25 protein-coding genes and 1 pseudogene are annotated in these 22202 nt (G+C 37.6%); 3 read left to right on the top strand and 23 right to left on the bottom strand.

Annotated elements, in window-relative coordinates; all coding sequences use genetic code 11:
• Positions 1-6: 6 nt before the first annotated feature.
• The 3 genes from FS458_RS02220 to FS458_RS02210 all read right to left on the bottom strand — a co-directional run bounded on the left by FS458_RS02220 (position 7) and on the right by FS458_RS02210 (position 3837).
• Positions 7-867 carry a hypothetical protein gene (locus FS458_RS02220; protein ID WP_144697392.1) on the bottom strand — a complete coding sequence of 287 codons (861 nt, stop codon included), beginning with the start codon at positions 865-867 and terminating at the stop codon, positions 7-9.
• Between the two features lie 119 nt (positions 868-986).
• The gene (locus FS458_RS02215) at positions 987-2882 is read right to left on the bottom strand and encodes a SpoIID/LytB domain-containing protein (RefSeq protein ID WP_144697390.1); all 1896 of its coding nucleotides are present in this window, start codon (positions 2880-2882) and stop codon (positions 987-989) included.
• A 61-nt stretch (positions 2883-2943) separates the two neighbouring features.
• Positions 2944-3837, bottom strand: coding sequence for a hypothetical protein (locus FS458_RS02210; protein ID WP_144697387.1), 894 nt, complete (start codon positions 3835-3837; stop codon positions 2944-2946).
• A 157-nt stretch (positions 3838-3994) separates the two neighbouring features.
• On the opposite strand from FS458_RS02210, the gene FS458_RS02205 reads away from it, so the two are divergent.
• The gene (locus tag FS458_RS02205) at positions 3995-4867 is read left to right on the top strand and encodes an SDR family oxidoreductase (RefSeq protein ID WP_144697384.1); all 873 of its coding nucleotides are present in this window, start codon (positions 3995-3997) and stop codon (positions 4865-4867) included.
• A gap of 156 nt (positions 4868-5023) precedes the next feature.
• Here the strand turns inward: FS458_RS02205 and FS458_RS02200 are convergent, their stop codons facing one another.
• From FS458_RS02200 to FS458_RS02170, 7 genes are all read right to left on the bottom strand, one after another.
• A complete protein-coding gene (locus FS458_RS02200) occupies positions 5024-5257 on the bottom strand; it encodes a hypothetical protein (RefSeq protein WP_144697381.1) in 234 nt (77 codons plus the stop codon).
• Position 5258: 1 nt separating this feature from the next.
• On the bottom strand, positions 5259-5588 hold the full coding sequence (locus tag FS458_RS02195) for a helix-turn-helix domain-containing protein (RefSeq protein ID WP_144697378.1): 330 nt from the start codon (positions 5586-5588) through the stop codon (positions 5259-5261).
• Positions 5589-5606: 18 nt separating this feature from the next.
• A complete protein-coding gene (locus FS458_RS02190; protein ID WP_144697375.1) occupies positions 5607-6233 on the bottom strand; it encodes a class D sortase in 627 nt (208 codons plus the stop codon).
• A 3-nt stretch (positions 6234-6236) separates the two neighbouring features.
• Positions 6237-7160 (bottom strand): LPXTG cell wall anchor domain-containing protein, encoded by a 924-nt coding sequence (locus FS458_RS02185; protein ID WP_144697372.1) that lies wholly within the window; start codon positions 7158-7160, stop codon positions 6237-6239.
• A 45-nt stretch (positions 7161-7205) separates the two neighbouring features.
• Positions 7206-7928, bottom strand: a complete 723-nt coding sequence (locus FS458_RS02180; protein ID WP_144697369.1) for a hypothetical protein — start codon at positions 7926-7928, stop codon at positions 7206-7208.
• A gap of 75 nt (positions 7929-8003) precedes the next feature.
• On the bottom strand, positions 8004-8726 hold the full coding sequence (locus FS458_RS02175) for a TasA family protein (protein ID WP_144697366.1): 723 nt from the start codon (positions 8724-8726) through the stop codon (positions 8004-8006).
• Between the two features lie 107 nt (positions 8727-8833).
• On the bottom strand, positions 8834-9367 hold the full coding sequence (locus FS458_RS02170; protein ID WP_144697363.1) for a signal peptidase I: 534 nt from the start codon (positions 9365-9367) through the stop codon (positions 8834-8836).
• 454 nt (positions 9368-9821) lie between these two features.
• Here FS458_RS02170 and FS458_RS02165 point away from each other — a divergent pair, with 454 nt between their 5' ends.
• Complete coding sequence (locus FS458_RS02165; RefSeq protein WP_260858744.1) at positions 9822-12191, top strand: immune inhibitor A; 2370 nt, start codon at positions 9822-9824, stop codon at positions 12189-12191.
• A 159-nt stretch (positions 12192-12350) separates the two neighbouring features.
• Here the strand turns inward: FS458_RS02165 and FS458_RS21235 are convergent.
• Positions 12351-12482: pseudogene (locus tag FS458_RS21235) on the bottom strand (LPXTG cell wall anchor domain-containing protein); the annotation flags it as partial.
• A 295-nt stretch (positions 12483-12777) separates the two neighbouring features.
• Between FS458_RS21235 and FS458_RS02155 the strand changes: the two are divergent.
• Positions 12778-13161: a hypothetical protein gene (locus tag FS458_RS02155; RefSeq protein ID WP_144697356.1), complete on the top strand. Its 384-nt coding sequence runs from the start codon at positions 12778-12780 to the stop codon at positions 13159-13161.
• On the opposite strand, the gene FS458_RS02150 is transcribed toward FS458_RS02155, so the two are convergent.
• The 12 genes from FS458_RS02150 to FS458_RS02095 all read right to left on the bottom strand — a co-directional run bounded on the left by FS458_RS02150 (position 13142) and on the right by FS458_RS02095 (position 22190).
• Positions 13142-13735, bottom strand: a complete 594-nt coding sequence (locus FS458_RS02150; RefSeq protein ID WP_144697353.1) for a CalY family protein — start codon at positions 13733-13735, stop codon at positions 13142-13144. The two genes, FS458_RS02155 and FS458_RS02150, sit on opposite strands and share 20 nt — an antisense overlap.
• A gap of 91 nt (positions 13736-13826) precedes the next feature.
• Positions 13827-14390 (bottom strand): signal peptidase I SipW, encoded by a 564-nt coding sequence (gene sipW, locus FS458_RS02145; protein ID WP_391503401.1) that lies wholly within the window; start codon positions 14388-14390, stop codon positions 13827-13829.
• 2 nt (positions 14391-14392) lie between these two features.
• On the bottom strand, positions 14393-15175 hold the full coding sequence (gene tapA, locus FS458_RS02140; protein WP_260858743.1) for an amyloid fiber anchoring/assembly protein TapA: 783 nt from the start codon (positions 15173-15175) through the stop codon (positions 14393-14395).
• A 344-nt stretch (positions 15176-15519) separates the two neighbouring features.
• The gene (locus tag FS458_RS02135; protein ID WP_144697344.1) at positions 15520-15777 is read right to left on the bottom strand and encodes a hypothetical protein; all 258 of its coding nucleotides are present in this window, start codon (positions 15775-15777) and stop codon (positions 15520-15522) included.
• 27 nt (positions 15778-15804) lie between these two features.
• Positions 15805-16356 carry a hypothetical protein gene (locus tag FS458_RS02130; protein WP_144697341.1) on the bottom strand — a complete coding sequence of 184 codons (552 nt, stop codon included), beginning with the start codon at positions 16354-16356 and terminating at the stop codon, positions 15805-15807.
• A gap of 35 nt (positions 16357-16391) precedes the next feature.
• Positions 16392-16766 carry a DUF2750 domain-containing protein gene (locus FS458_RS02125; protein WP_144697338.1) on the bottom strand — a complete coding sequence of 125 codons (375 nt, stop codon included), beginning with the start codon at positions 16764-16766 and terminating at the stop codon, positions 16392-16394.
• 19 nt (positions 16767-16785) lie between these two features.
• Entirely contained in the window at positions 16786-17307 is a 522-nt protein-coding gene (locus FS458_RS02120; RefSeq protein ID WP_186320415.1) for a hypothetical protein, read from the bottom strand.
• 145 nt (positions 17308-17452) lie between these two features.
• Positions 17453-17884, bottom strand: a complete 432-nt coding sequence (locus FS458_RS02115) for a hypothetical protein (RefSeq protein ID WP_144697332.1) — start codon at positions 17882-17884, stop codon at positions 17453-17455.
• 133 nt (positions 17885-18017) lie between these two features.
• Positions 18018-18323, bottom strand: coding sequence for a helix-turn-helix domain-containing protein (locus FS458_RS02110; RefSeq protein ID WP_260858741.1), 306 nt, complete (start codon positions 18321-18323; stop codon positions 18018-18020).
• Positions 18324-18437: 114 nt separating this feature from the next.
• Positions 18438-19496, bottom strand: coding sequence for a glycosyltransferase family 4 protein (locus FS458_RS02105; RefSeq protein WP_144697326.1), 1059 nt, complete (start codon positions 19494-19496; stop codon positions 18438-18440).
• Entirely contained in the window at positions 19493-20743 is a 1251-nt protein-coding gene (locus FS458_RS02100; protein WP_144697324.1) for an O-antigen ligase family protein, read from the bottom strand. The genes FS458_RS02105 and FS458_RS02100 overlap by 4 nt, the downstream gene beginning before the upstream one ends.
• Positions 20727-22190 carry an oligosaccharide flippase family protein gene (locus FS458_RS02095; RefSeq protein ID WP_144697321.1) on the bottom strand — a complete coding sequence of 488 codons (1464 nt, stop codon included), beginning with the start codon at positions 22188-22190 and terminating at the stop codon, positions 20727-20729. Before FS458_RS02095 ends, FS458_RS02100 begins: the two co-directional genes overlap by 17 nt.
• Between the last annotated feature and the right edge of the window lie 12 nt (positions 22191-22202).

The following is a 22202-nucleotide window of genomic DNA, read 5'->3' as shown; positions in this document are numbered from 1 at the left end:
AAGCTCTTACAAAAAGAAATTCTTTACATGGTTAATGTCTAACAGATACACTTCTGTATCTTCTATTAAGAAAAGCTTTGTTCCCCGACCAGCCGCTTGATAATAGTTTAAAATACTTCCATCAGGTTTTAATGTCTTAAAAGTAATCTTTTTCTCCTCCTGAAGAGCATATAAATACACTTCTGGCTTAGCATCGTAATCCTGGCTAAATAATACATCATAACCATGAATAGCGAATGCACTGCATCCTTGGATTGGTATGTCCTCAAAGAGTTCAAATTGGTTTTCGCCTTTGATCTTAAGAAACGGAAAATCGGAGTAATAATAAATGTTTGTACAATCAGGTGTTACGTTCATGGCATAGCAATCATCAATGGGAGGAACGTGTCTATTCTTTTCTCTGATTGAATAATAAAAGTCAAACGTCTTATTACCATTATTAAAACAGTTCAACCTCCCTGCATCACTTTGATCGAAGTAACTTACCCACACATCACCTTCAGTAGTGGTTTGTACATCTTGAACACCATCTCCAAACGCATATTTATTTAAAATATTTCCTTCCTTATTAATCACATAGGCGTTTCTTGGATCGTTCTCTTCATCTTCCATGAGTGCTTCCACAAGTAAATAATTATCCCCAACAGGTTGAGCAGATGTCAGTATCGTCATTTTTAAGGCTGGTATTTTAATATGAATGGTACTGTCGTTCTTGAGATGATAGAGATCGTGATGATACATCGAACCTTCCTTAGTACTGGTCAGAACGATTAAATTTCCCTCATGATCTATACTAATGTTCCAAGAATCAGACCTACCTAAGTAACTTTTTAAATTACAATACAATTGTGCATTCAAGCTCTTCATTCGACACCTCTAGATTGTTATATGAATTTTATAGTACCACTAAAAACTTCTCTACCTCATCTTAGGAATGAGATATTCACATAAAAATAACCATTTACATAAAAAAGCTCTTTAGAGAATCATCCTCCAAAGAGCTCCCCCACCAATTTATTTAGCCACAGTACTTGTTCTGCTTTCTCATCATAATAAGAAGGAACTAAGCCCGTTTGCTTTAAGAACGCGAGTGGCACATAGATTTTGTTATAGTACTTTTCTGGTTTTGCTGTAAGCGCAATTTTCTTTCCATTCACCGTCGCGTACTTACTCAGATGCGATGCAACAACCTTGCGTGATCCATCAACAATAGTAAAGTTAGATGAAGTATAACTAAGTTTCATCTTATAACGTGTTGCAAGTCCTGGCATTGGGACGTACAACGTATTGTTTTTGGAAACTATCGGTGAACCTAGGTTCAAGATTTGTCCTGATGTGATTGGCGTGATGCCATCTTTATAAGAGATGGTTTGGCCAAGAGTTACATAATGTTCATTCATGTAGCCTGTAATTGTGCCTGCTTTCACTTTAAACCATTCTCCAGACTTACCTAGAATGATAATCTTTTGATTGAGTTTGGTTTTGCCTAATTCAGCACTTGTTATTGAAGCTGATTTTCTAATCTTAGTACCTTCATAGTTAACAACCCCTGTCATCTGCAGCGCAGTTGTCGGAATGGTAGTTGTTTTATCATTTGTAATCACTGTACCTGGATAATAGAATGCAAGGATCTCACGGAACCCTTTGCCCTGTTTAGCCATAACGTTCGCACCTGTCTGACTCATTCCAACACCATGACCGTTTCCGACAACGGATACTTGATAGTCAACCATTGTTGGTTTAATTGAAGTAACAAGCGTACTGTTTACTTGAAGAGCATATTTAAACTGAGGACCGGTTAAAGTAAGCTGCTTGTTAAACTTTTTAACTGCTCCTTTGTCATCTGTTATTACTTTTCCGTTAGCATCCTTCATCACGTAAGTAAATGCTACGTTTGCACTCTTAATTCGTTTTCCTTTTGTAAGCTCGTCTGAAATAGTAAATGAATTAACGTCTATTATTTTTGCATTCTTATAATCATTAGGTAAAAACATTCTCTTTAACTGTGAAGCAAAAACAGGATTCTTTTCTTCTTTACTCCACCATGCTTCTGTGTTGTTTACATCCAGTCCAGTTAATGAGAACTGTGTTTTATAAATCGTTTCACTATCCGTGCTCTTTACATCATACGGATCAGGTCTAGCTGGAAAGTATGGAAAATCAACAGTACCGCTCGGCCAAGCACCCGTATTCGTTTCTGAATGTCCCCCATTTGAAGACGAATATACGCCATCGATGATTTTTTCGTTATAAGTCAGAACTTTACCTTTTGTTTCAATGACTGCTTTTATAAAATTATGATAGTCCATGCTGTAACCTACATAACGTTGGAAAGCAACCGTGTCTGTAACGGGTTTCCTTCCTACCCAATAGTGTAAATATGTTCTTGCTACAATAGCTTGTGAGCGCATTGTATGGATATGATAAGACTGATATAACTCACCAGGAAGAACACCCTGGATATATTCTTCAACAGGAATTGTGTTTACCGGTCGAACATACTTCCCATCAACTTTAAAATTCATCGTACCCATATAAGTTCTTTTTACTTTTCCGTTTAGTGTCGTGAGATGACTTGGAGAAATACCTGCTGGTTTCAGTGAAAGCTCAGTTTGTTTGATCATTAACGTACTTCCGTCGTAAAGCCCAATCTGTTCATTTTCTACTTTAACTGTATATGTTTTGCCTGCTACTAAACTTCTTCCGCTAGTAACCTCTTTAAATGTTCCTTTTAATGAAAAATCCAAGGCTGAGAGTTGATCTACGTCATGAATAAGTGAAACATTCACCTCAGACTCTGCTGCGTCAGCTACTTTGTTTTTTACCGGAAGAACACTAAACAAAAGCAACGCAACCACAAATAGAACAATACCTTTTCTCATTTCGCACCAACTTATCCTAATATTTACATTTAACAAATACTAGTATATCAAAATCATTGTGTCATAGACTACTAGAATATGTATTTTCTGCGTCTATCCAGTTGTACCTTGGAACGCTAGAATCCGTGAGATGCTCTTTTCTTTTTTCAGCAGATAACATCGTTATTAACGTGCCATAATAATACGCTATGAAACTTGTCTTAATTTTGCGATGTTTGTACTGAAAGACAGTTGTCTTGAAAGCATGAATAACAAGGTCTGTCATGTGTTCAATTGGCTGATAAAGGTTTAGTTGTCTGTATGCCATCAACGCTTTTTCCCAAAATGTAAAAATCTCTGCAGCAAGATTGAAAAATGGCCTAACCGTTTGTATAAAAGTTTGCGGCACCGTATCTGGAACGAAAGAATAATCAAGGTTTTCAAAAGAAGTTGAAGATGGTGCATGTAAAGCTGAAACGTTGTCTTCCAGACGTATGTTTTTATCTTTATTTTGCAGATTTAAAAAGAGTTTTTCCGTTTCTGGGGCTGTGAGTATTTCTTCTGACATACTCTCAGTAAGGTTTTCACTGTTAACACGGTAAGTCATTTGTGTATACACGAATGTGTCAATTGGTTGAAATACAAATACATTATGTGCGAATCCACCACTTGAACGATATGTTTTATGAACAGTAAGAAAGCCTGTTGTTTTCGCTTTGCGCAGCATACGTACAAAAGTCGCACGAGATACCCCGCCTTGTTTACCTTGGCAAGCTGAAACGAGCGTCGCAATCTTCGCGTTAGCAACACCAGGAACAACCACACTGAATTGGGTTAATACTTCAAAAGCAATAAATTCTGAATGTGTAAACTGATCCGGGTATAATTGCAAATACCTTTCTTTGTGTTCATTAAACTCCTTTACACTCCGAAACTGACTCAAGTATTTAAATTGATAGATATTTCCCGCTCTCACATTTTTTCCTCCTCATCATTTGACTCAACCTATAAATGTCTGATCAACGATAAAAGGAGCCATCATAATTGAAATTTTTTTTGGTTTAACACGTGTAGATGTTTATTCATATGTGAGATGGGAAGAAAAGAGTTATGAAGAAATATAAGGAGTGATAATGTCTATGTCTAATCAAGAGCACCCAAAAGGACAACCCGCACAACATCAAAACCAACAGCCAGGTGTAGAATCTGAAATGACACCTAAGCCGCAATCGGAAAGCCCGACGTATAAAGGAAGTGGTAAGCTAAAAGGAAAATCCACACTGATCACGGGTGGAGACAGCGGAATCGGTAAAGCAGCCGCAATTGCTTTCGCGAAAGAAGGCGCCAACGTTGCGATCGTCTATCTAGAGGAATCAGAAGACGCTGAGGAAACGAAGACACAGATCGAGCAAGAAGGAGTAAAATGCTTGTTGATTCGCGGAGATATCGGTGACGAATCGTTCTGTGAACAAACGGTTCGCGATGTGGTTGGTTCGTTCGGCGGACTGGACGTGCTGGTGAATAACGCAGCAGAACAGCATCCACAGCAAAACTTTGAGGATATTACAGCAGAACAGCTTGAGAAAACATTCCGCACAAATATATTCAGCATGTTCCACCTGACCAAAGCTGCGCTTCCACATTTGAAGCAAGGAAGTTCGATCATTAATACGGCTTCAATTACGGCGTATCAAGGGCATCCGGAGTTAATCGATTATGCGTCAACGAAAGGTGCGATCGTATCGTTCACTCGTTCGTTATCGAATAACCTCGTTAAGAAGGGTATTCGTGTGAACGGTATCGCGCCAGGCCCAATCTGGACGCCGCTCATCCCTTCTACTTTCACGGCAGATAAAGTAGAACAGTTCGGTAAAGATACACCGATGGGTCGACCAGGTCAGCCAGAGGAACTCGCACCTGCATATGTGTATCTAGCAAGTGAAGATTCTTCCTATGTATCTGGGCAGATGATTCATATTAATGGTGGTAAGGTTGTAAACGGATAGTTGATGTAAACATTTCGGCTAAAAGCTGGCTTCTTAAGTGAGAACTATCACTCAAGAGTGCCAGCTTTTTTGTGAAAAAATACAAATTCGCACCATGTACATGATAAACGAAAGAAAGCCACTGCCCAATAAACCATTAGGGCAGTGCCTTCACATTCAGACTAGAGTATCGAACGAAGACTTTAGTTCTTGATACTGATAGTTAGTGATTTTAGACGTGTTCCATTTCTTTTCCATAAAATTTAATTTCTTTTTCACATAATCAAACGGTGCCCTACCTTGATACTCATCACCTAAATAGATTTCACATTCATTCTTGCCTTTATAGACAATCCTTAAAATATGACCGTTGAGATGACAAATATACAAGCCATTCGCTAACCGTATCACGTTAAACACCTTCCTTATCAGAACACTTCCATGATTCGTAAGCTAAGAAGTCTCGAATATCTTCTTTATTAAGACCTAAATCTCTGGCTTGTACGACAAGATCCACCCATTCTGGATCTAGAATACCTACTTGTATACTCAGTAACTGCTCCACAGGAACCTCCAACGCTTCAGCAATTTTTTGAATCATATGCGCAGATGGGTTTGTCTCATGATTTTCAATGCTGCTTAAATAACTTTTCGATATTCCCGCGACTGTCGCTAGCTTAGATAAGCTCATCCGTTTTTTTAAACGATTATTTTTTATTTGTAAACCAAGTTTCTTATTCACATTCAACAACTTCCTTTTCTATAAAACCTCCTCTTTTTTCAAAACAGCTTTCACAATATAACGATGAGTAGGATTTTTCATAGGATGACATGTAATCAAGGTGATCATTGCTTCGTTCTTCTTGTTATTTTGTAGAACGGATAGGTCAGTTGGTTTAACGAGAATTTCTTCCGTTACGGTGTACGTCAATTTTTGATGAGCTGTCTCAACTTGAATGGAATCCCCCGGCTTTACTTCAGGCAGCCGGTTAAATTGTTTTCCATACGTGTAGCTGCGATGCGCCGCAATCGCAGCGTTCCCTGTTTGTCCAAGTGGAGAAGTACCCGACAGATGCCCCGCTCCCACCTTCAGGTTGTTTTTCGTTGCTCCTTCTAAAATAGGAATAGACAATTGAATTTGTTTTATAGTCAATTTCCCAATTATTCCTGTCTTCGAAGAGACTTGTTCCTTATGATCTGAACTTCTTTCTTGTAAAAAAATATCATCCAACTGTTTGTAGCTCTGTTTAATCTTTGATTGCTCCATCGAGGATTGCCAGTCTTCAAGCAGCCTTTGTTCTTGATAAGAAAAGTACACACTTTTGGCTTTCGGGTACGCCATTGTCATGACCCCTGCAAAAATCAACAAGTATGCCAGCCATCTCATGCCTTATCCTCTTCTGATTCGCTTTGGTACAAGTAGTTTCTTTAAGAATAATAAGCAAAATCCAGTCATGGATAGTAATGAACCAATTAGCATCCATATCATTGGATCTTCTTCGCCTGTTTGTGGTAATGATTCGGTACCTGTTGATGGTGAATGAGTCGGCTTCTGAGTGTCACCTTTTGTTGGAGGTTGTTGTGCCGGTGGTTCACTGCCATTATCTCCATCGCCTGGGTCGCCATCGCCTGGATCTCCGTCGCCTGGGTCGCCTGGGTCGCCATCGCCTGGGTCACCATCGCCTGGGTCACCATCATCTGGATCGCCATCGCCTGGATCTCCATCGCCTGGGTCACCATCATCTGGATCGCCATCGCCTGGATCGCCATCGCCTGGGTCACCATCATCTGGATCTCCATCGCCTGGATCTCCATCGCCTGGGTCACCATCGCCTGGGTCACCATCGCCTGGGTCTGGGTCTTCGCCTTCACCTTGAACTTGAATCTCATAAGTGGTCGCTAACCCTTGAAATTCGTTTCCAGCTTCACCAGCTAAACCTATAGAAAAAGTTAGTTTGTCATCTGTTTTAGCAGGTAAGGCTCTTGGGGTTATTGTAAGTTCACGTAATTTCCCTTTAAATAGTTCAGTATTATCTTTTTTTACGGTTACAATTAACGCACTAAAAAGCATCTCACCTGTTTTATGTTTTGTTTTTACGTTATATTTCAATAGCTGGTTACCAGTGTTTTTTACAGTCAATGTGTAGTCCTCACTATAACCTGGCCGCATATTCTTCATCTGAAATGCGGATGGTGTAAGCTCTAGTCCATAGCTTCCATCCGTAAACGAATAAATTTTTTCCGATTGAATAGCAGCCGCACCGATTATTAATACTGCCATAACTCCATAAATGATTTGTTTTAGACTAAGCAATAGACCACACCCCACTTCAATAGGTTTTGAACGTCATGAGTTTGTTTAAGCATCTGTTTTAACGTCCTTTTTACCTTCTTGGTCTGACTGTTCTGGTTGTGGAGCAGGAATTGGCGTGTCAGCTTGGTCATCATCTGGATTGGTTGTGTCTGGATTTTCTTCTGGTTGTGGTGTTGGATCTGTTGGTACTTCTTCTTCAGGTGCTGGATCTTGTTGAGGTGGCTCTTCTATTTCAGGTATTTGAGGCTCTTCTTTTTCTACTTCTGGCTCTTTCTTACTTTCATCGTTAGTATCCTCCTTCTTAGGCTCCACAGGCTTAATCATCTTTTCTGGACTTAATGGAACCACAATTTTTTCATCTACATATCCTTCGAATGCATACAAGTGATACATCACTTGACTCGCATCACACGAAGGATCAGTAACGTTTGTGCCGCTACTAAACGCTTCGCCAGGTTGTAACCATTTTGATTTTGATTGATTTTCTTTACTTATTAGATCTAATGACACGGGAATTTCTATATTGGAGATATTCGTAATGGTTACACTCGTTTTTACTTTGCAATTCTTTTGATACTGTACTTCACTAACATCAATATTTAATAAGTCGGATGTATTGGCGTTTGTTATTTTTCCTTCAGCAAAGGATTCGGCTGTAAACCATGCAAACGTATCGTATTTCGGTATGATTAAAATAGAAACATAGAAAAAGAGAATCAAACTCAGCAAGATATGTTTTTTCTTGATTAGCTTCCTTTTCGGTACCACTCATACACCTCCAAACTACAATTTACCTAATTAGAAAAAGAGCAGCCGACAAAATCGACTGCCCGCTTCTTTCATTTATTCTGCTGTTGTTGGTGAAACGTCTGTGTTCGCAGCTGGACCAAAATCTGCTCCCTCATCTGTTTGTTTCGCTTCCACTTTGAATTCCCCGTTATATTGTGCTCCTTGATACTCATTTCCAGCACTATCAAGAAGTTTTACAAAGAACATGATTTCAATATTTTGGTTATCTTTTAGCTTCCAGAAACCGTCTTTACCGAATTTGAATGTTTTCTCTTGATTAGCAGCTTGCATTTTCATAGCGCTTGCTTCATCTGCAGATACTAATCCGCCTTCTACCTCATAGCCTACTGCTTGTTTTGACTTTCCACTCGGCATAACTGGGTTATCTACACCCTTTTTAAACCCTTTTTCATATTCAGTTGCCATACCTTTTAATACTGTTTCATCAGGTCTTTCAGCATACTTAATCGCTAAGTACGCTACTTTGTACTTTTTAGCAGAAGCTTTATCTACTGAATGCGTGTAAGATGCTCGTAAGATTTGATCCAAGCTACCTGTGTTTTCAATCTTTTTGAAATCACTTACTAAAACTTGCGAAGGAGCAAATTTTTCATGTGTGAATAATTGTGTATCCATTCCTAAAGTAAGTGTTCCGTTATCAATTTCACTATTTGCTGTTTTTACATCCGTAAACCATGAATACGTTCCAAATCCTGCAGATACAACCAATGCTCCAGCTAGTGCTGTTCCTAGTAACGCTTTTTTTGCTTTTTTCATTTAAATTGCCTCCAATTAATTTATTTTGTTTTTTTCATATGGAACTATGTAGCTTTCCCCTATCAACCTATTGAATAGCCCCACCTCCTAAAAGGAATAAGCATTGCTCATACTGCTTTTTCTTTTCTGTTAAGAAATCTGGTGATCCAATCATGTATTTCTAAAAGCAAGTAACCAAGTAACGGTATTAATATAAGAAGTGTTATGCCTATTGGGCTGCTGACGAACTTTGATACATATCCCGCTTTCGGTATCGTGAAAGCTTGTGTACCTACAACATCTTCTGGCTTAACAATCGCTGCATCTTTTACGTTGTTGCTATCACCTTTTGTAATGAATCCTTGTTCTGATACACCCACTACTCTATGTGTGATTAATTTTCGTCCTTCCGCTTTAAAGGTTATAACATCATCTACAGCAATCTCAGCTGTTGGTTTGTCTTTTACAAAAACCATATCTCCTGCTGAAAATGCGGGCTGCATACTATTTGAGAGAACGGTAAAAGATTTATAGCCTAAAAGAGAGGGAACATCGTCTGGATTTTTACTAGCTTGATAGCTCATATAAAGAAGTGAACAAATACTGATAAATATGCAGATAACAAATGTGAATGATCCAATTTTCAATATGGACTTGTGCATCTCAACACACCCTTTGTTCTTTATAAAGCACTTTATGACTATCAATTTACACCACACTCAATGCTCTGTCAACCTATATAAAGAACAATTTGTTCTATATTTTGTCGACAAATTCCTACAAAAACACTTTTATTTATTTCTTTCCTATAAATATTTGATAAAAGTAAGAAATACCACGCTGTAATTTTATAAAGAACATTGCCACTTAACGTTCTATATACCGTACAAAATAACTTTTTATATAAAACGAATAAATTAACTTTACAAAAGTTTACTATTTTCGTATTATTCTAATTATAGAACTATTTGTTCTATATATTGAACTTACATAAGGAGATGATGTTCCTACTTTTTTGTTATGTACGGTTCTTAATAAAATGGAAAAACAGGAGGAGAAGAAATGGGGAAATGGAGTAAAAAGCTCGGCACTTCTTTAATGCTTACAGGGATCTCTATGAGTCTACTAGCACCGTCTGCTTTTACGACAAGTAAAGCAATGCCACTTGAAAGTTCCTATTCAAAATCAACAGCCATCCTAGAATCCGCACCAATTGATATGCACCTAGTCGATCAAGACCGCTTGGCACAGGCTCTTAAAGATCAAGGAATCATTGCAAAGAATGCTTCCAAAACAGAAACAGAAAAAGCGGTAAAAAGGTACATTGAACTTAAAAGTAAAAAAGGAACAGCACCTTCACCAGAAATCAAAGATCAAAAGGCAAAAGATATATCCAATCAATCAAAGGAATTCTTAAACAACCAAAAGGAAAAACTCTCTAAAAAGCTAAATAAATCACATAATTCAACATCCGGAAGCGGCTTTCTAGATGTTGAACCAGCGAAACCAGCAAAGTATAAAGGCGGGGTTCGTGAAGATAAAGTCCTTGTACTTTTAGCTGAGTTTTCGGACTTTAAACATAATAATATTGACGAAGTAGAAGGGTACATGTATTCAAAAGACTTCAACCGAGAGCATTATCAAAAAATGCTTTTCGGCGACAAGGATTTCAAGTTACATGATGGCTCTAAAGTTAAAACATTCAAGCAATATTACGAAGAACAATCAGGCGGCAGCTATACAGTGGACGGATACGTGTCAAATTGGCTGACTGTTCCTGGTACAGCCAAAGAGTACGGCGATGATAACCCTGCAGGTGGTCACGACAACTTAAATCCTAAGGGGCCTCGTAACTTTGTAGCTGATGCACTAAATGCTGCCGTTGCAAACGGAATAAATTTATCTGATTTTGACGAACTTGATATTTATGACCTTGACGGAGACGGCAATACAAACGAACCGGATGGAATCGTTGACCACTTAATGGTTATCCATGCAGGTGTAGGTCAAGAAGCAGGCGGCGGACGCTTAGGAGCTGACGCGATCTGGTCTCACCGTTGGACGCTAGGTGGAGTGTACGGGGTTCCTGGTTCTACTGGGCCATGGAGCGGTAAGATGGGAGCTTACGATTACACGATTGAACCTGAAGATGGTGCGGTCGGCGTATTCGCTCACGAATTCGGACATGATCTCGGTCTTCCAGATGAGTACGATACACAGTACACAGGAGATGGAGAACCAGTCGCATCTTGGTCCATCATGAGTGGCGGAAGCTGGAATGGGAAAATTGCAGGTACAGAACCTACAAGCTTCTCTCCACAAAACAAAGAATATTTCCAAAAAGTGATGGGCGGTAACTGGGCAAACATTACTGAAATTGATGTGAAGGATATTACTTCAGCTGGAAGCTTAGTGAAAATCGATCAATCGGTTACGAAATCTAAGAATCCAGGCATTGTAAAAGTAAATCTTCCACAAAAAGAAGTGCCTAGCAAAATACAGCCTGCATTTGGATCGAAGTACTACTACAGTACAAAAGGTGATAACCTGCACACTAGTATGGAGTCACCAGTATTCGATCTTACTGGAAAAACATCAGCAACATTCTCGTACAAAGCAAACTATGAAATCGAAAATGCAGGAGAATACGATAAGTTATCTGTATATGTACAAACAGAAGACGGCAAAACACTTAAAGAAATCGAGAGACTTGGTTGGACAGCAACAAATGCACAAAAAGAGCTGTACACCACTGAGGGTAATTGGGTTGATAAATCTTATGACCTAAGTGAATTTGCAGGGCAAAAAGTAAAACTTGTCTTTGATTATTCAACAGATGGTGGACTTGCGCCTGAAGGATTCGCTCTTGATAACGCTCAACTTACTGCTGACGGAGCAGTTGTCTTCTCTGATGACGCAGAAGGAGCAGCAAAGTTCAAACTAAATGACTTTACTGTATCAAATGGCGTTTCTTATGCAGACCACTACTATTATATCGAGTGGAGAAACACAGAAGGATCAGATAAAGCATTACAATCTAGCCGTGGTGTTAAATACAACACAGGTATGCTTGTATGGTACGGTGATGACAGCTTCAGCGACAACTGGGTTGGAGATCATCCTGGAGAAGGATTCATCGGTGTAGTTGATTCTCATCCTCAAGCAATCGTAGGTATGAAGGATGGCAAACCAACTGTTGAAGACTCTACTCGTTATCAAATTGCAGATGCAGCCTTCTCATTTGATAAGTCTCCAAGCTGGTACATTGATTCACCTAGCCGTGGAATCTTTGATTACAAAGGCGAAAAAGGAGTTCCAGTATTTAACGACTCTGTTACGTACATTGATAACACAGACTATAACGGAAGTGAGTTAGATGGTGTAATTAACGACGCTGGTAAAGTTCTTCCTAAATACGGTCTAAAATTCACGATCCTAGGAGAAGCATCTGATAACTCTGCTGGATTGATTAAGATCAGTAAATAATCGTTTAAAAAGAACCTCGGCTCATTAGAGCTGAGGTTTTTGATTTTGCTAGTAAGTCATCACAACAATTGGGAGAAATAAAAAAGCCAGCTATTAGGATAAATGCACTCAGTCTGAGTCGCACATCCAACAGCTAGCTATTTTATAAGCAGTATAGCTTTATCGTTTAAAAGGGTTTTGAAGAATCGCATTCTTAACGAGTAATAACGCAATACCTGTCATTGAAAGGAACAGCCCTGTTAAAATTAAAAACAACGGATTGTCTTCTCCAGTTTGAGGTAAGGTGCCTGTAGGTTTATTAGGAGATCCGCCATTATGTCCAGGTGTTTCACTTTCACCATCATCCCCTCCAGGATTATCCGGATCTGTGGGAGGTGGCTCGCTCTCTCCTTCTGCATAAAGGACAAATTCAACTTCGGTATCAAGCCCTTGAAATTCGTTACCAGAGACATAAGGAAATTCAACCGTTACAGTTAGCTTCTCTTCAGAAAAAGCAGCTAGCGAACGCCGTTCGAGTCCTTTAAAGTCCTTTAGTCTTTTTCACAATAAGAAGTACCTCTAAGAATAATGATTGAGAGGTAAACTTATGAAATTACTTAACTCAAACAAATTTAAATTACTATTAATCTATACCTGCATCCTCTTAGTCGCTGCCGTCTTTATTCCCATCGGCAACACGGGAGCTGATTCAACAACACCCGAAATTAAAATAGATGCTCTGCCTCAAAAGGTTCTTTTTGACATCGATAACTTTAAACCAGGCGATTGGGCTCCTCGTGTTCTCACGATCCAAAATAACGGCAATCAGGACTTTTCTTATAACATACAAGCACGTATGAAATCAGGATCTACGAAACTTTTTAACATTTTCCACTTAACTATTGAAGATCAGTCAGAGGTTCTTTTTAATGGGGGTGGGAATATTGTTTCCCACCTTACAGATATCAAGTCTATTTCTTTTCTCCTTTAGTCTGATTTGCAGTGAATTTCCACTCTAGATTTAACGAGTCTCCTTGCAATTGGTTTTGATCTTTTCCATTGTCTACAAACTCAAACTCTACCCACATTGTATCGCTAGATCCAGCAACTAAGCCGTTTGTTCCAAAATTTTTGTATTCACTCCAAAAGTTATAATCAAATGTATTTTCTACAGCTTCTGGACTCATTTTTTTCAAAGCAGAAAGAGTAGTAGAATATATCGGAGCATCTAACTTGTCATTATTAACTAAGAAGTTCACTCTGATGTGTTCACCTAAATCGTTGCCCGGATCACTTAAAGTATAATTAGTATTTAGCAATACATTTTTAATATTTAACGTTCCTTGGTTTTCAAGTTTAAAGGAACGTAGCATTGTATCTCCCGGTTTAAGATTACTGATATTGATTATCGTTGTAGGATTTGCCACCAAATTAAGAGTACCAGTCGCGAATGTACTATTAGTTACTTCTGTATCACTAAAATAAGCATAAGTCCCCCCACCTACTAAAGACAAACCTAGTGCTGCTGATGCTACCCCAAGACCTAACTTTTTCTTTAAACTCATATCAAACTTCCTCCCTTTCACCCTTTTTGGGTATGTACATTTTTATATTGAAACCGTAAGTATTAAGAATTCTCACGGCAGTTCAACCACATTAGTTGGAAGTCGTTGTTGTGTCTTTGCTCACTTCAATCTCTTTAATCGCTTTCCATATGGTAACAGCAGAGTATAGAAGCAATAACACGCCTGGTAAGATCAGAAGCAGTGCAGAACCCATCTTGGATTGAGCAGTACTTAAGAGATATCCGATATAAGGAATGGTAAATCCGTTGTACTCACCTACTACATTAGCAGCGAGCACTGGGGTCATATCAGGTGCATCATTGTTATCGCCTTTTGTAATGTATTGCGTATTCTCCCCGCTCCCTTTCACTTCTTGGATGCGGTGAGTAATGAGTTTTGTTTCAGACTCCTTGAAGGTAATGACGTCACCTTTTTTAAAACGTGTCACGTCTCCACCCGGTTTAATAGCAATAATGGATCCTGTTTTAATACCAGGCTCCATCGATCCTGAAAGAACGGTTTTCAGCTGATAACCCATCACGGTAGGTTCTCCACCAGACGCTTTAGAGGAGATGACGACAAAAGCAGTTGAAATCAAGGTTAGAAATAATAGACAAGTGATAATATTGCTTATCCAAGCTTTCACTTTTACCATTTTCATTTTGAATCATCCTTTTGTGTTTCATTTTCCTTAACTGGCTCAGTTTCTGATTTTGTTTCACTCTGATTTCCTTCTACATTCTCATCCGTCTGGTTTTCGTTTTGTTGATTTTCAGAAGTTGTTTCAGCAATCTCTTGTGAGGTGTTTTCTTCAGCCTCAGGAGTAGTAGGTTCAATAGGTACCTCTAATTCCTGTCCTGTTGATGGTTGCTGTTCTTCTTCAGGCTCAGAACTGTTATGATCTTCTTTCTTTTCTTCCTCAGGCTTTGATTCAGAACAGTTAACCTTCAGATCTTCACTCCAAAGTTCACCTTGACCCGGATATCCATCACTTTGAAAAGCTTTAAATTTATAGGTGCCCTCTTTATCCGGCCTGTGTGACAGGATTTCACTTTCCCCACTGTTTAACGCCGAAACTTCTCCTTCACTTACCTTTATTCCATTTTTCGGGTTTCCTGTTTCAGCCCACCATACTTCGTACCGGACAGGTCCTATCCTATTTCCGTCACCAGTATTCTTTATCGTAATATCAATAGATGTACAAAGAGCATCGCTTTTCGTTTGGTTTTGTATTGTTACAAATGTTAGGGAGCTTTTATCCCACCAAGTTCCTGCTTGGATCACTCCAGTTACACTTTCATTATCATTAAAGTAAGCACTTGTATAACCTGTAAGGTAGAGAATAGAGAACGTCATAGAATAAAAGATAAGTCCAAGTTTCATACATAAGACATAAGACCAATTCTTGTTTCTGAATTTCCGAAGACGCTTAACTCTAATTTCGAGTCCCTCCTTCAGCTTGCATTTTGTTCTTTTTAAAGAACATTTACAACTTTATTATAGAACGATTTTACTAGTTTAAAAACCTTCATTTATGGTAGAATTTGTTCTTTTTAACATACAAATGTACTATTTTTTAAAGTTTTTCTTTGTTTTTCATTAATTATCGTTTTATTAAAGAAAATTTCGTTCTATTCAAAGAACTTTATGCGTTATGTATTTCTCACACGCTTGATATCTGTAACTCATTAAAACAGACAAAAAAATCCCGAAAGAGGACCATTCACTCGGTCCAATATCGAGATTCTTCAAAGTAATATATACAGTCTTTGTTTTTGAATCTTTTATTTCACCGTTACCTCAATCGGTTCAGACACCAAACTGCACTCTTCACCTAACATTTCAAACGTATGCTTCACAAAGACTTGCGCGTTTCCTGGTGCGATGGCTTGAATAGTATTTCCTTCTACTCGGACAGCACCCATATTGTCTTTTACATAAAGCACCGTATCAATTCTTTCTCGGTTATCCAACCGATAACTGAGTTTCGCTTTAGCCCGTACAGTGTGAGTCTTTCCTGCTTTTATGTTCAATTTTTTCACAGGTGACTCTAAATACATATCTAGGTTTTAGATTCCTCTTATATAAGTCGTTTCCATCTCGATCTTGCTCTTTATCATCGTAATCTCGTCAATCGTTTTTGTATCTACTGGAAACTCAGTATGATGTTCTAGATAATATTTAGATTTTAAGAAGTTGCTTAACGGAAATTCATATTGAACCCACATCTCTTTATATCCTACGATTCCATATTCTAAAAGAAGCTGTTCACTTATATCAACCCATGCTTTAAGAAACTCATCATACGAACACTGAAATTTTAAATCTATCTCGGGATTCCATCTTTCATCTTCATAATGGTAGAGTTCAATCTCCATTTGATCTTCACCTAGGTACTTAAATCTCCATTCTGTTTCTTGAGGCTCAGCATCCCATCTCGCACTAGCCCCGTCCTCTATATAGCATTCTTCTGTATATATAGGATTGATGTTCAATAGGGCCTCTAGAATTTCGCCTAGAGCATCTGTTAAGTAACCTGGCCAGAACGTGTACTTTTTATCATTTAATATGAAAACACACTCAGCCCATCCAGCACCTGTTAATTGGTAATCAATTTTCATAAATAGTCTCCTCTAATCTTGTTAGTCGAGTCGTATCAGTCGTTTATTTGATCGATCATTTCTATTATTTCTTTGCGCGTTTGTATCATCGTGTCTTTCTCATTCGGGAAAATAGCTGCTGCACCACCGTCTTCTTCAAGATCAACGAGTAAGTGATCTATAAACTGAGAAAGCGGCATGTTGAACGCTTTATATGATTTCTTGAGATTTGCGGCTTCCATTTCAGCAAAACTTCTACTCGGCCAAACAGGTAACAAAAACTCATAATCTTCGTCACCTTCAGAAACTAACAGATCACCATGCTTGTTTTCCAATAGCCAAACCTGTTCATCGGTCGCCACCATGCTATAAAAATAGACCAGTCGCTTTTCAGCAGGACGGTTTAACATCAATTTTTTTATAAATTTCATTGTTAGATTTCCCCCTTATTTAGAACTCTTCAACAAATAGCCCTAAATTCTGTATCGATTCAAAGATTGGATCCAATTGTATGTGCGAATGAACGCTCATCAAATAATCATACCCGATAAAAAGCTTACATTTTCGTGGATAAAAAAGCGCCGAGCCCAAGTCCTCTCTTAGTTGTAATCTACAATGTTTACTTACATCCTCATAGGTTATTTTTCCGGTCTTGTTTACATTCGAAAAATAATAATGAAGCATGTCTTTTGGGTACAACTCGATATTGTCATTTATTAGTGCTAAAAACTGATCATCCGGAAAACTTTTGATAATATTTCTCGCATGTAGATGGGGAAGATTTAAAAAATCCATTGTTAGATGTACAGCTTTTATGTAAGAGTCCTCTGTTTTTTTGTACATTTCTATTGTTAGTTCTTGATTATCAAACATTTTTCCAATATCACTTATGCTCGTCCAATCATCGCGGGTAAAACTTCCTTCAGCATCCCGGAATAATGGATTGTATTTTGTAATGCGGTATTTGTGCATTTCGTCACCTGTCATTAAATCAGACTTCGAATTTTCCTTTTCTTTCTTTTTTGTTAGGGCTGTGAAGAATTTCTTATGCCGGTTCTGCGCACTAAAATAGCCATCTCATTCGTAAGAGAATTCGATGGCTACTTAAAACGGTTAATTAACGGGCTGTCTTTCTAAATTTGAAAACAAATCCAATAATGAACGATACAATTGTCATGATGAACAGTGCAGTAGTTATTGTTGTCACGCCAGAATTGATATTAAGCGCGTGATACACTTGTGCACAGATACCAAATGGAATGGCGAAGAACAAAAATACCGTTCCGAAGATTGCGTTCTTCGCATTATATAGCTCTGTCTTATGTGCAAGATCTAAGACTTTTAAGCTAAGAATCCAAAATGCACTCGTGATTGACCAGAATAGAAGTATGGAAGAAATAAATGAAGTAGAAGTTAGTCCCATAATTCGTTCAAAGAACAAATTAATGTTCCCCCATACCATCACTGTTTGATAAAGTCCCAATGCAAAAAGTCCTGCTAAGAAGATAAACGCAAATCCAAACCCTGATGTGTTATGTTTCATCTCCAAATATACTCTCCTTCCCCAATTCCGCTAAAACGAAACCTAATTTTCAAATTATTTTACAATATTTTTTAGAAAATTGGAACCCTTTATCTTAATATTTAATATTTTTCGGAGAGTTTGAGTATCTGAATTAAAGCTATCCATCTTTCTTTAAAAAGATTTTCCATGATTCGTAAGCTAAGAAGGATTTGACTTCTTCTTTACTAATTCCTATATTTTGTGCTTGGATCATTAAGTTTGCCCATTCTGGATCAAGTTGGTTATCAGAATAACTAATAATGGATTCAACCGGAATTTCAAGAGCAAAGGCTAGCTTATTCAATACATGAACCGATGGACTGGTGCCATGGTTTTCAATATTACTTAAGTGCCCTTTTGAGATACTTGCCTTAAACGCTAAATTTGTTATACTAAACCGTTTTGATAACCTTAATTTTTTAATGTGCTGTCCAAGGGTTCTATCAATAATACTGCCTCCCGCCTATATGTTTTTTCAGAAATATATCCTATCCGTTCAATATTCATATAAAGTTGTTCTTGATTAAGAATTTTATCCTTAAAAAAAATGATACCTGCCGTATTCTTCAAATGTTTTCATAACCATATTGTTTAAAGAAAATTCATTCATCACTTTTTGTCGTGCTCTTCGTGTAAGATTTAAACGAAGTTGTTTATTCTGTTGAAGCTCTCTTATTTTTGTACAGTACATATCTACTGAATGTTCAGAGATAAGTATTCCTGTTTCGTTATTGATAATGGCTTCTTTTATCCCACCTTTATCAATAGAAATCATAGGTGTTCCTACAGCCATCGCTTCAAGCACTACCATCGGAAATACCTCTCGCTTAGAAGTTAATACTAAAACGTCCATCTCTTTTATAAACTTCTCAGGCTCATCTATATTTCCTAACAACGTAACTCTATGTTCTAAGTTCGCCTTGATTATTTTATCTTTAATGATTTGGTAGTCTGGCCCATCTCCGGCTGCATAAAATTCAATTTTGGTATGTTGTTTTAATTGATTAGCAATATCTATAAATAGCGTATGGTTTTTTTCTTCAGAAAGTCTTGCTAAAATTCCGACTTTGAACACCATTTCAGATCGTTTATTTTGATATTGAAATTGATCTAAGTCCACTCCATTATAGATGGTTGTTATGTTTTGTCTATGAACGCCTAATTCAATTAAATGGTTTCTTTCATAATGACTGACGGTTATCACTTTGGTTACGAATTTGTTTAAAAGAAATACAAAAAGATCGGGCGCCTGTTTTTCAAGAATGGTCACATTATGCTTTGTGTATATGCACTGAAAGGATTGAAGGATGGTCAATCGAATGAAGAGCAGCAACAGCACTACTCTTAAGCTGTTAGCGTGAATGATGTCTATCTTTTTGTTGCGGATGAGTTTGCGTATTCTCCATAAGTTTAATAAATGATTGGATTTACTCAGTTCTAGAAATCGATCTTTGTGTTTTATGTGCTTGTAGAGCTCTCCAGAACCCGCTGCTGTATACACGGTAACTTTGTCTTGAGGTAAATTATTCTCCAGCTTACAAAAATAAATTTCAGCTCCTCCTGTTGTTAACTTATCAGTCATTAAAAGGATATTCATAGACTAACACCTCCTCGTAAACTATCACTCAAAAATTTGTCTTCTGCCTGTTCTTTCTGCCTATTCTCTTCTTGATGAAAGTAAACAGAAAGAACAGCTAAATACATAAAAAATAAATCATTGATAATGATTGATAATGATATCATCTGCAATAAAAAACCAAAAAACGCTAAGAATAGATATGGTTTTTTTTCATAAACTCTATGTTGAAATAATTGATAAATGGTTAGAAGAAGGAATATCATAAAACAAAATGCTCCTATGATTCCTGTTTCTGATAATATCTCTAAAAAGGTATTATGCACCTGCAAAGAATCACCGAACTGAAATTGGTTGTACGGAAGAAAGTTCGATGCCCCTACTCCAATCCATGGACTACTCAAAAAATAATCCCACGCTCTTCCCCACAGTTCAAATCTGCCGCTACCTCCATCACTTGAAAAATCTTGCATTCGAGATTGAATCACACCAAAAATATCAAAGCTAAGAAAAGTAATAGCAATATAAAAGGAAACGGCAATAGCAATAAATGTTCCAATCAATAATCTTAATTGCTTGATGGGGTTATTCAAAATGAGAATATACAAGATGAAAATAGCAATAAATGCTACTAATCCTCCTCTTGAAAAAGAAAGAACACTCGTTATGATGCATAAAAGCATTCCTATACGGTTTCGTATATGGTTAAGGTTGCAAAGAAAGTAAGTGAAGAAAAGTGTGTTATAAAATACAAGGTAATTAGGATCCGCTACAAGACCGATCAAACGAGGATATTCACGATCCATGAATACACCTAGTGAATAGATTCCATCTCCCTGAAGAATAAAGTTTAACTTTTTTAAACCTAGTACGTATAACAGTAAGCACCCTAAGTTAAACACGATTCCTGCATAAGAGATTGAACGTTCAATAGAATATGTGTTTGAAGAGCTGACTAAGCTTTTCATAAGAAAATAACAGAACAAGTATAAGGCAATTCCACATACAATTCGTAAACTCATTGAGCTGTATAGAGCAAATACACCAGATAAACAATAGACCATATAGAATAAAAGCATGGCACACTCGAATAACTGAAGCTTATAGAAATGAATACACGATAGATGGATGACATAAAAGAGAACTAAAAAGATCATGTATGGCTTCAAAGCAAACCCAATATATAAACTATATTTTCCTAAGAACACAAGCAGAAACAGTAAGAACAAACTAAGGTGAAAGTTCTCTCGTTTATTTATGGACTGCATCTTCCACCCTCTCCCTCACCTTTAATTTTGAACGTACAATGTCATACAATCCCACTAACTTTCGCTTCATTTCTTTATCTAGAATTACTAGAAATCCAACACTCATAAGATGAATGATTGCAGCAAGATATGAATATGTAGTCATAATCAAGGAACAGAGATACAGAAATAAACCAAAGTAAAGGAAATAAGGTACAAAGGACTTTAACGCTATCGTTCTTTTTTGAGGAAGGAATAAATAATAACCAATAAGAGCTATCAACTCAACAGAAAGACCAGCTAAGGCTCCTCCTGTTATTCCATAGGTGTTGCTAAAAAGGATATAGACAGCAATCCCAGTTAGAACTGAAAATAATTGAATTCCCGTTCGAAATTTCTGCAATCCCCTCGTCGTTAAACCATCAGCTATACCGACTCCAACAGCTTGAATCAATAAAAGGAGAGACAATATCTTTAGTGCTTGAGAAGAAAGCAGCCAGCTCTCGCCGAATAAGAACAATATGATTTCATCTGATAAATAGAATAGAGGGATCGTGATAACCATTCCACATATCGCCATCAGTTTAATAAGTGTTACATTTAAATCTACATGCTGATCCATTCGCTTTCTATGAAAGTGAGTAAACATAACAGGTCGATAAGCTCCAGCAACAATTAGTGGTAACTGCTGCAGTGCTTGCGGTATGCGATAGGCTACCGCAAACAGTCCTACTTCTTTTAATGTTAGTGTTTTCTCTAGAATAATAGGTCCTAATTGAGGAGTTATGATGAATAACAAACCGCTTAACATGAAAGAAGTAAAATTTTTCAAGAACCCTGGTAAAAAAGGAACATCAAGACGAAAGGGAATATGTCTCGCCACCAATACGAGTGCAAATATCCCTGCTATAAAGTAGGAGAAACCATACAAAAAACAAACAATTACTGGTGTAAGAGAAAGAAACATACTCATTGCAAGGGTGCAGATCAACAACAATGCTGTAAACATCTTAATAAAACCGATGTATTGCATCTTTTGAACCAATTGAAAGAACATGGTACCTATTCCTTGGAAAGCTAACCCGACTACCATGGGAATCGATAAGTAATACGCCAACTTTGTTAACTCAGGATTATCATTATAAAAAAAGGAAATATAACAAGCACCGCCTGCTAATGTTAGAAGCAGAAGCAGCGCCCTCACCTTAAGATAAGAAGATAAGATAGCAACTCGATCAGCCTCTGCTTTTGAACCTTCTCTTATTGCAATCTCCGTTAGACCTGCATCCGTAAAATACCCCATGACCATTGCTGAAGCTAAAACCACACTGAACATCCCATAATGAAAAGCCTCCAGATAAGAAGCTAAGTAGATAAGAACCAAAGCATTCAGAAAGCTCGCTGCAGCTGTACTATACAATAGATGAAAGATATTTTTAGATATTGTATTAGGTATCACTTCTTTCATTGCCCTACACCT

Source organism: Fictibacillus phosphorivorans (genome assembly GCF_007673525.1).
GTDB classification, from domain to species: Bacteria; Bacillota; Bacilli; order Bacillales; family Fictibacillaceae; genus Fictibacillus; species Fictibacillus phosphorivorans_C.
The sequence above is the reverse complement of the archived record's forward strand: the minus strand, read 5'-3'. Positions and strand labels throughout refer to the sequence as shown.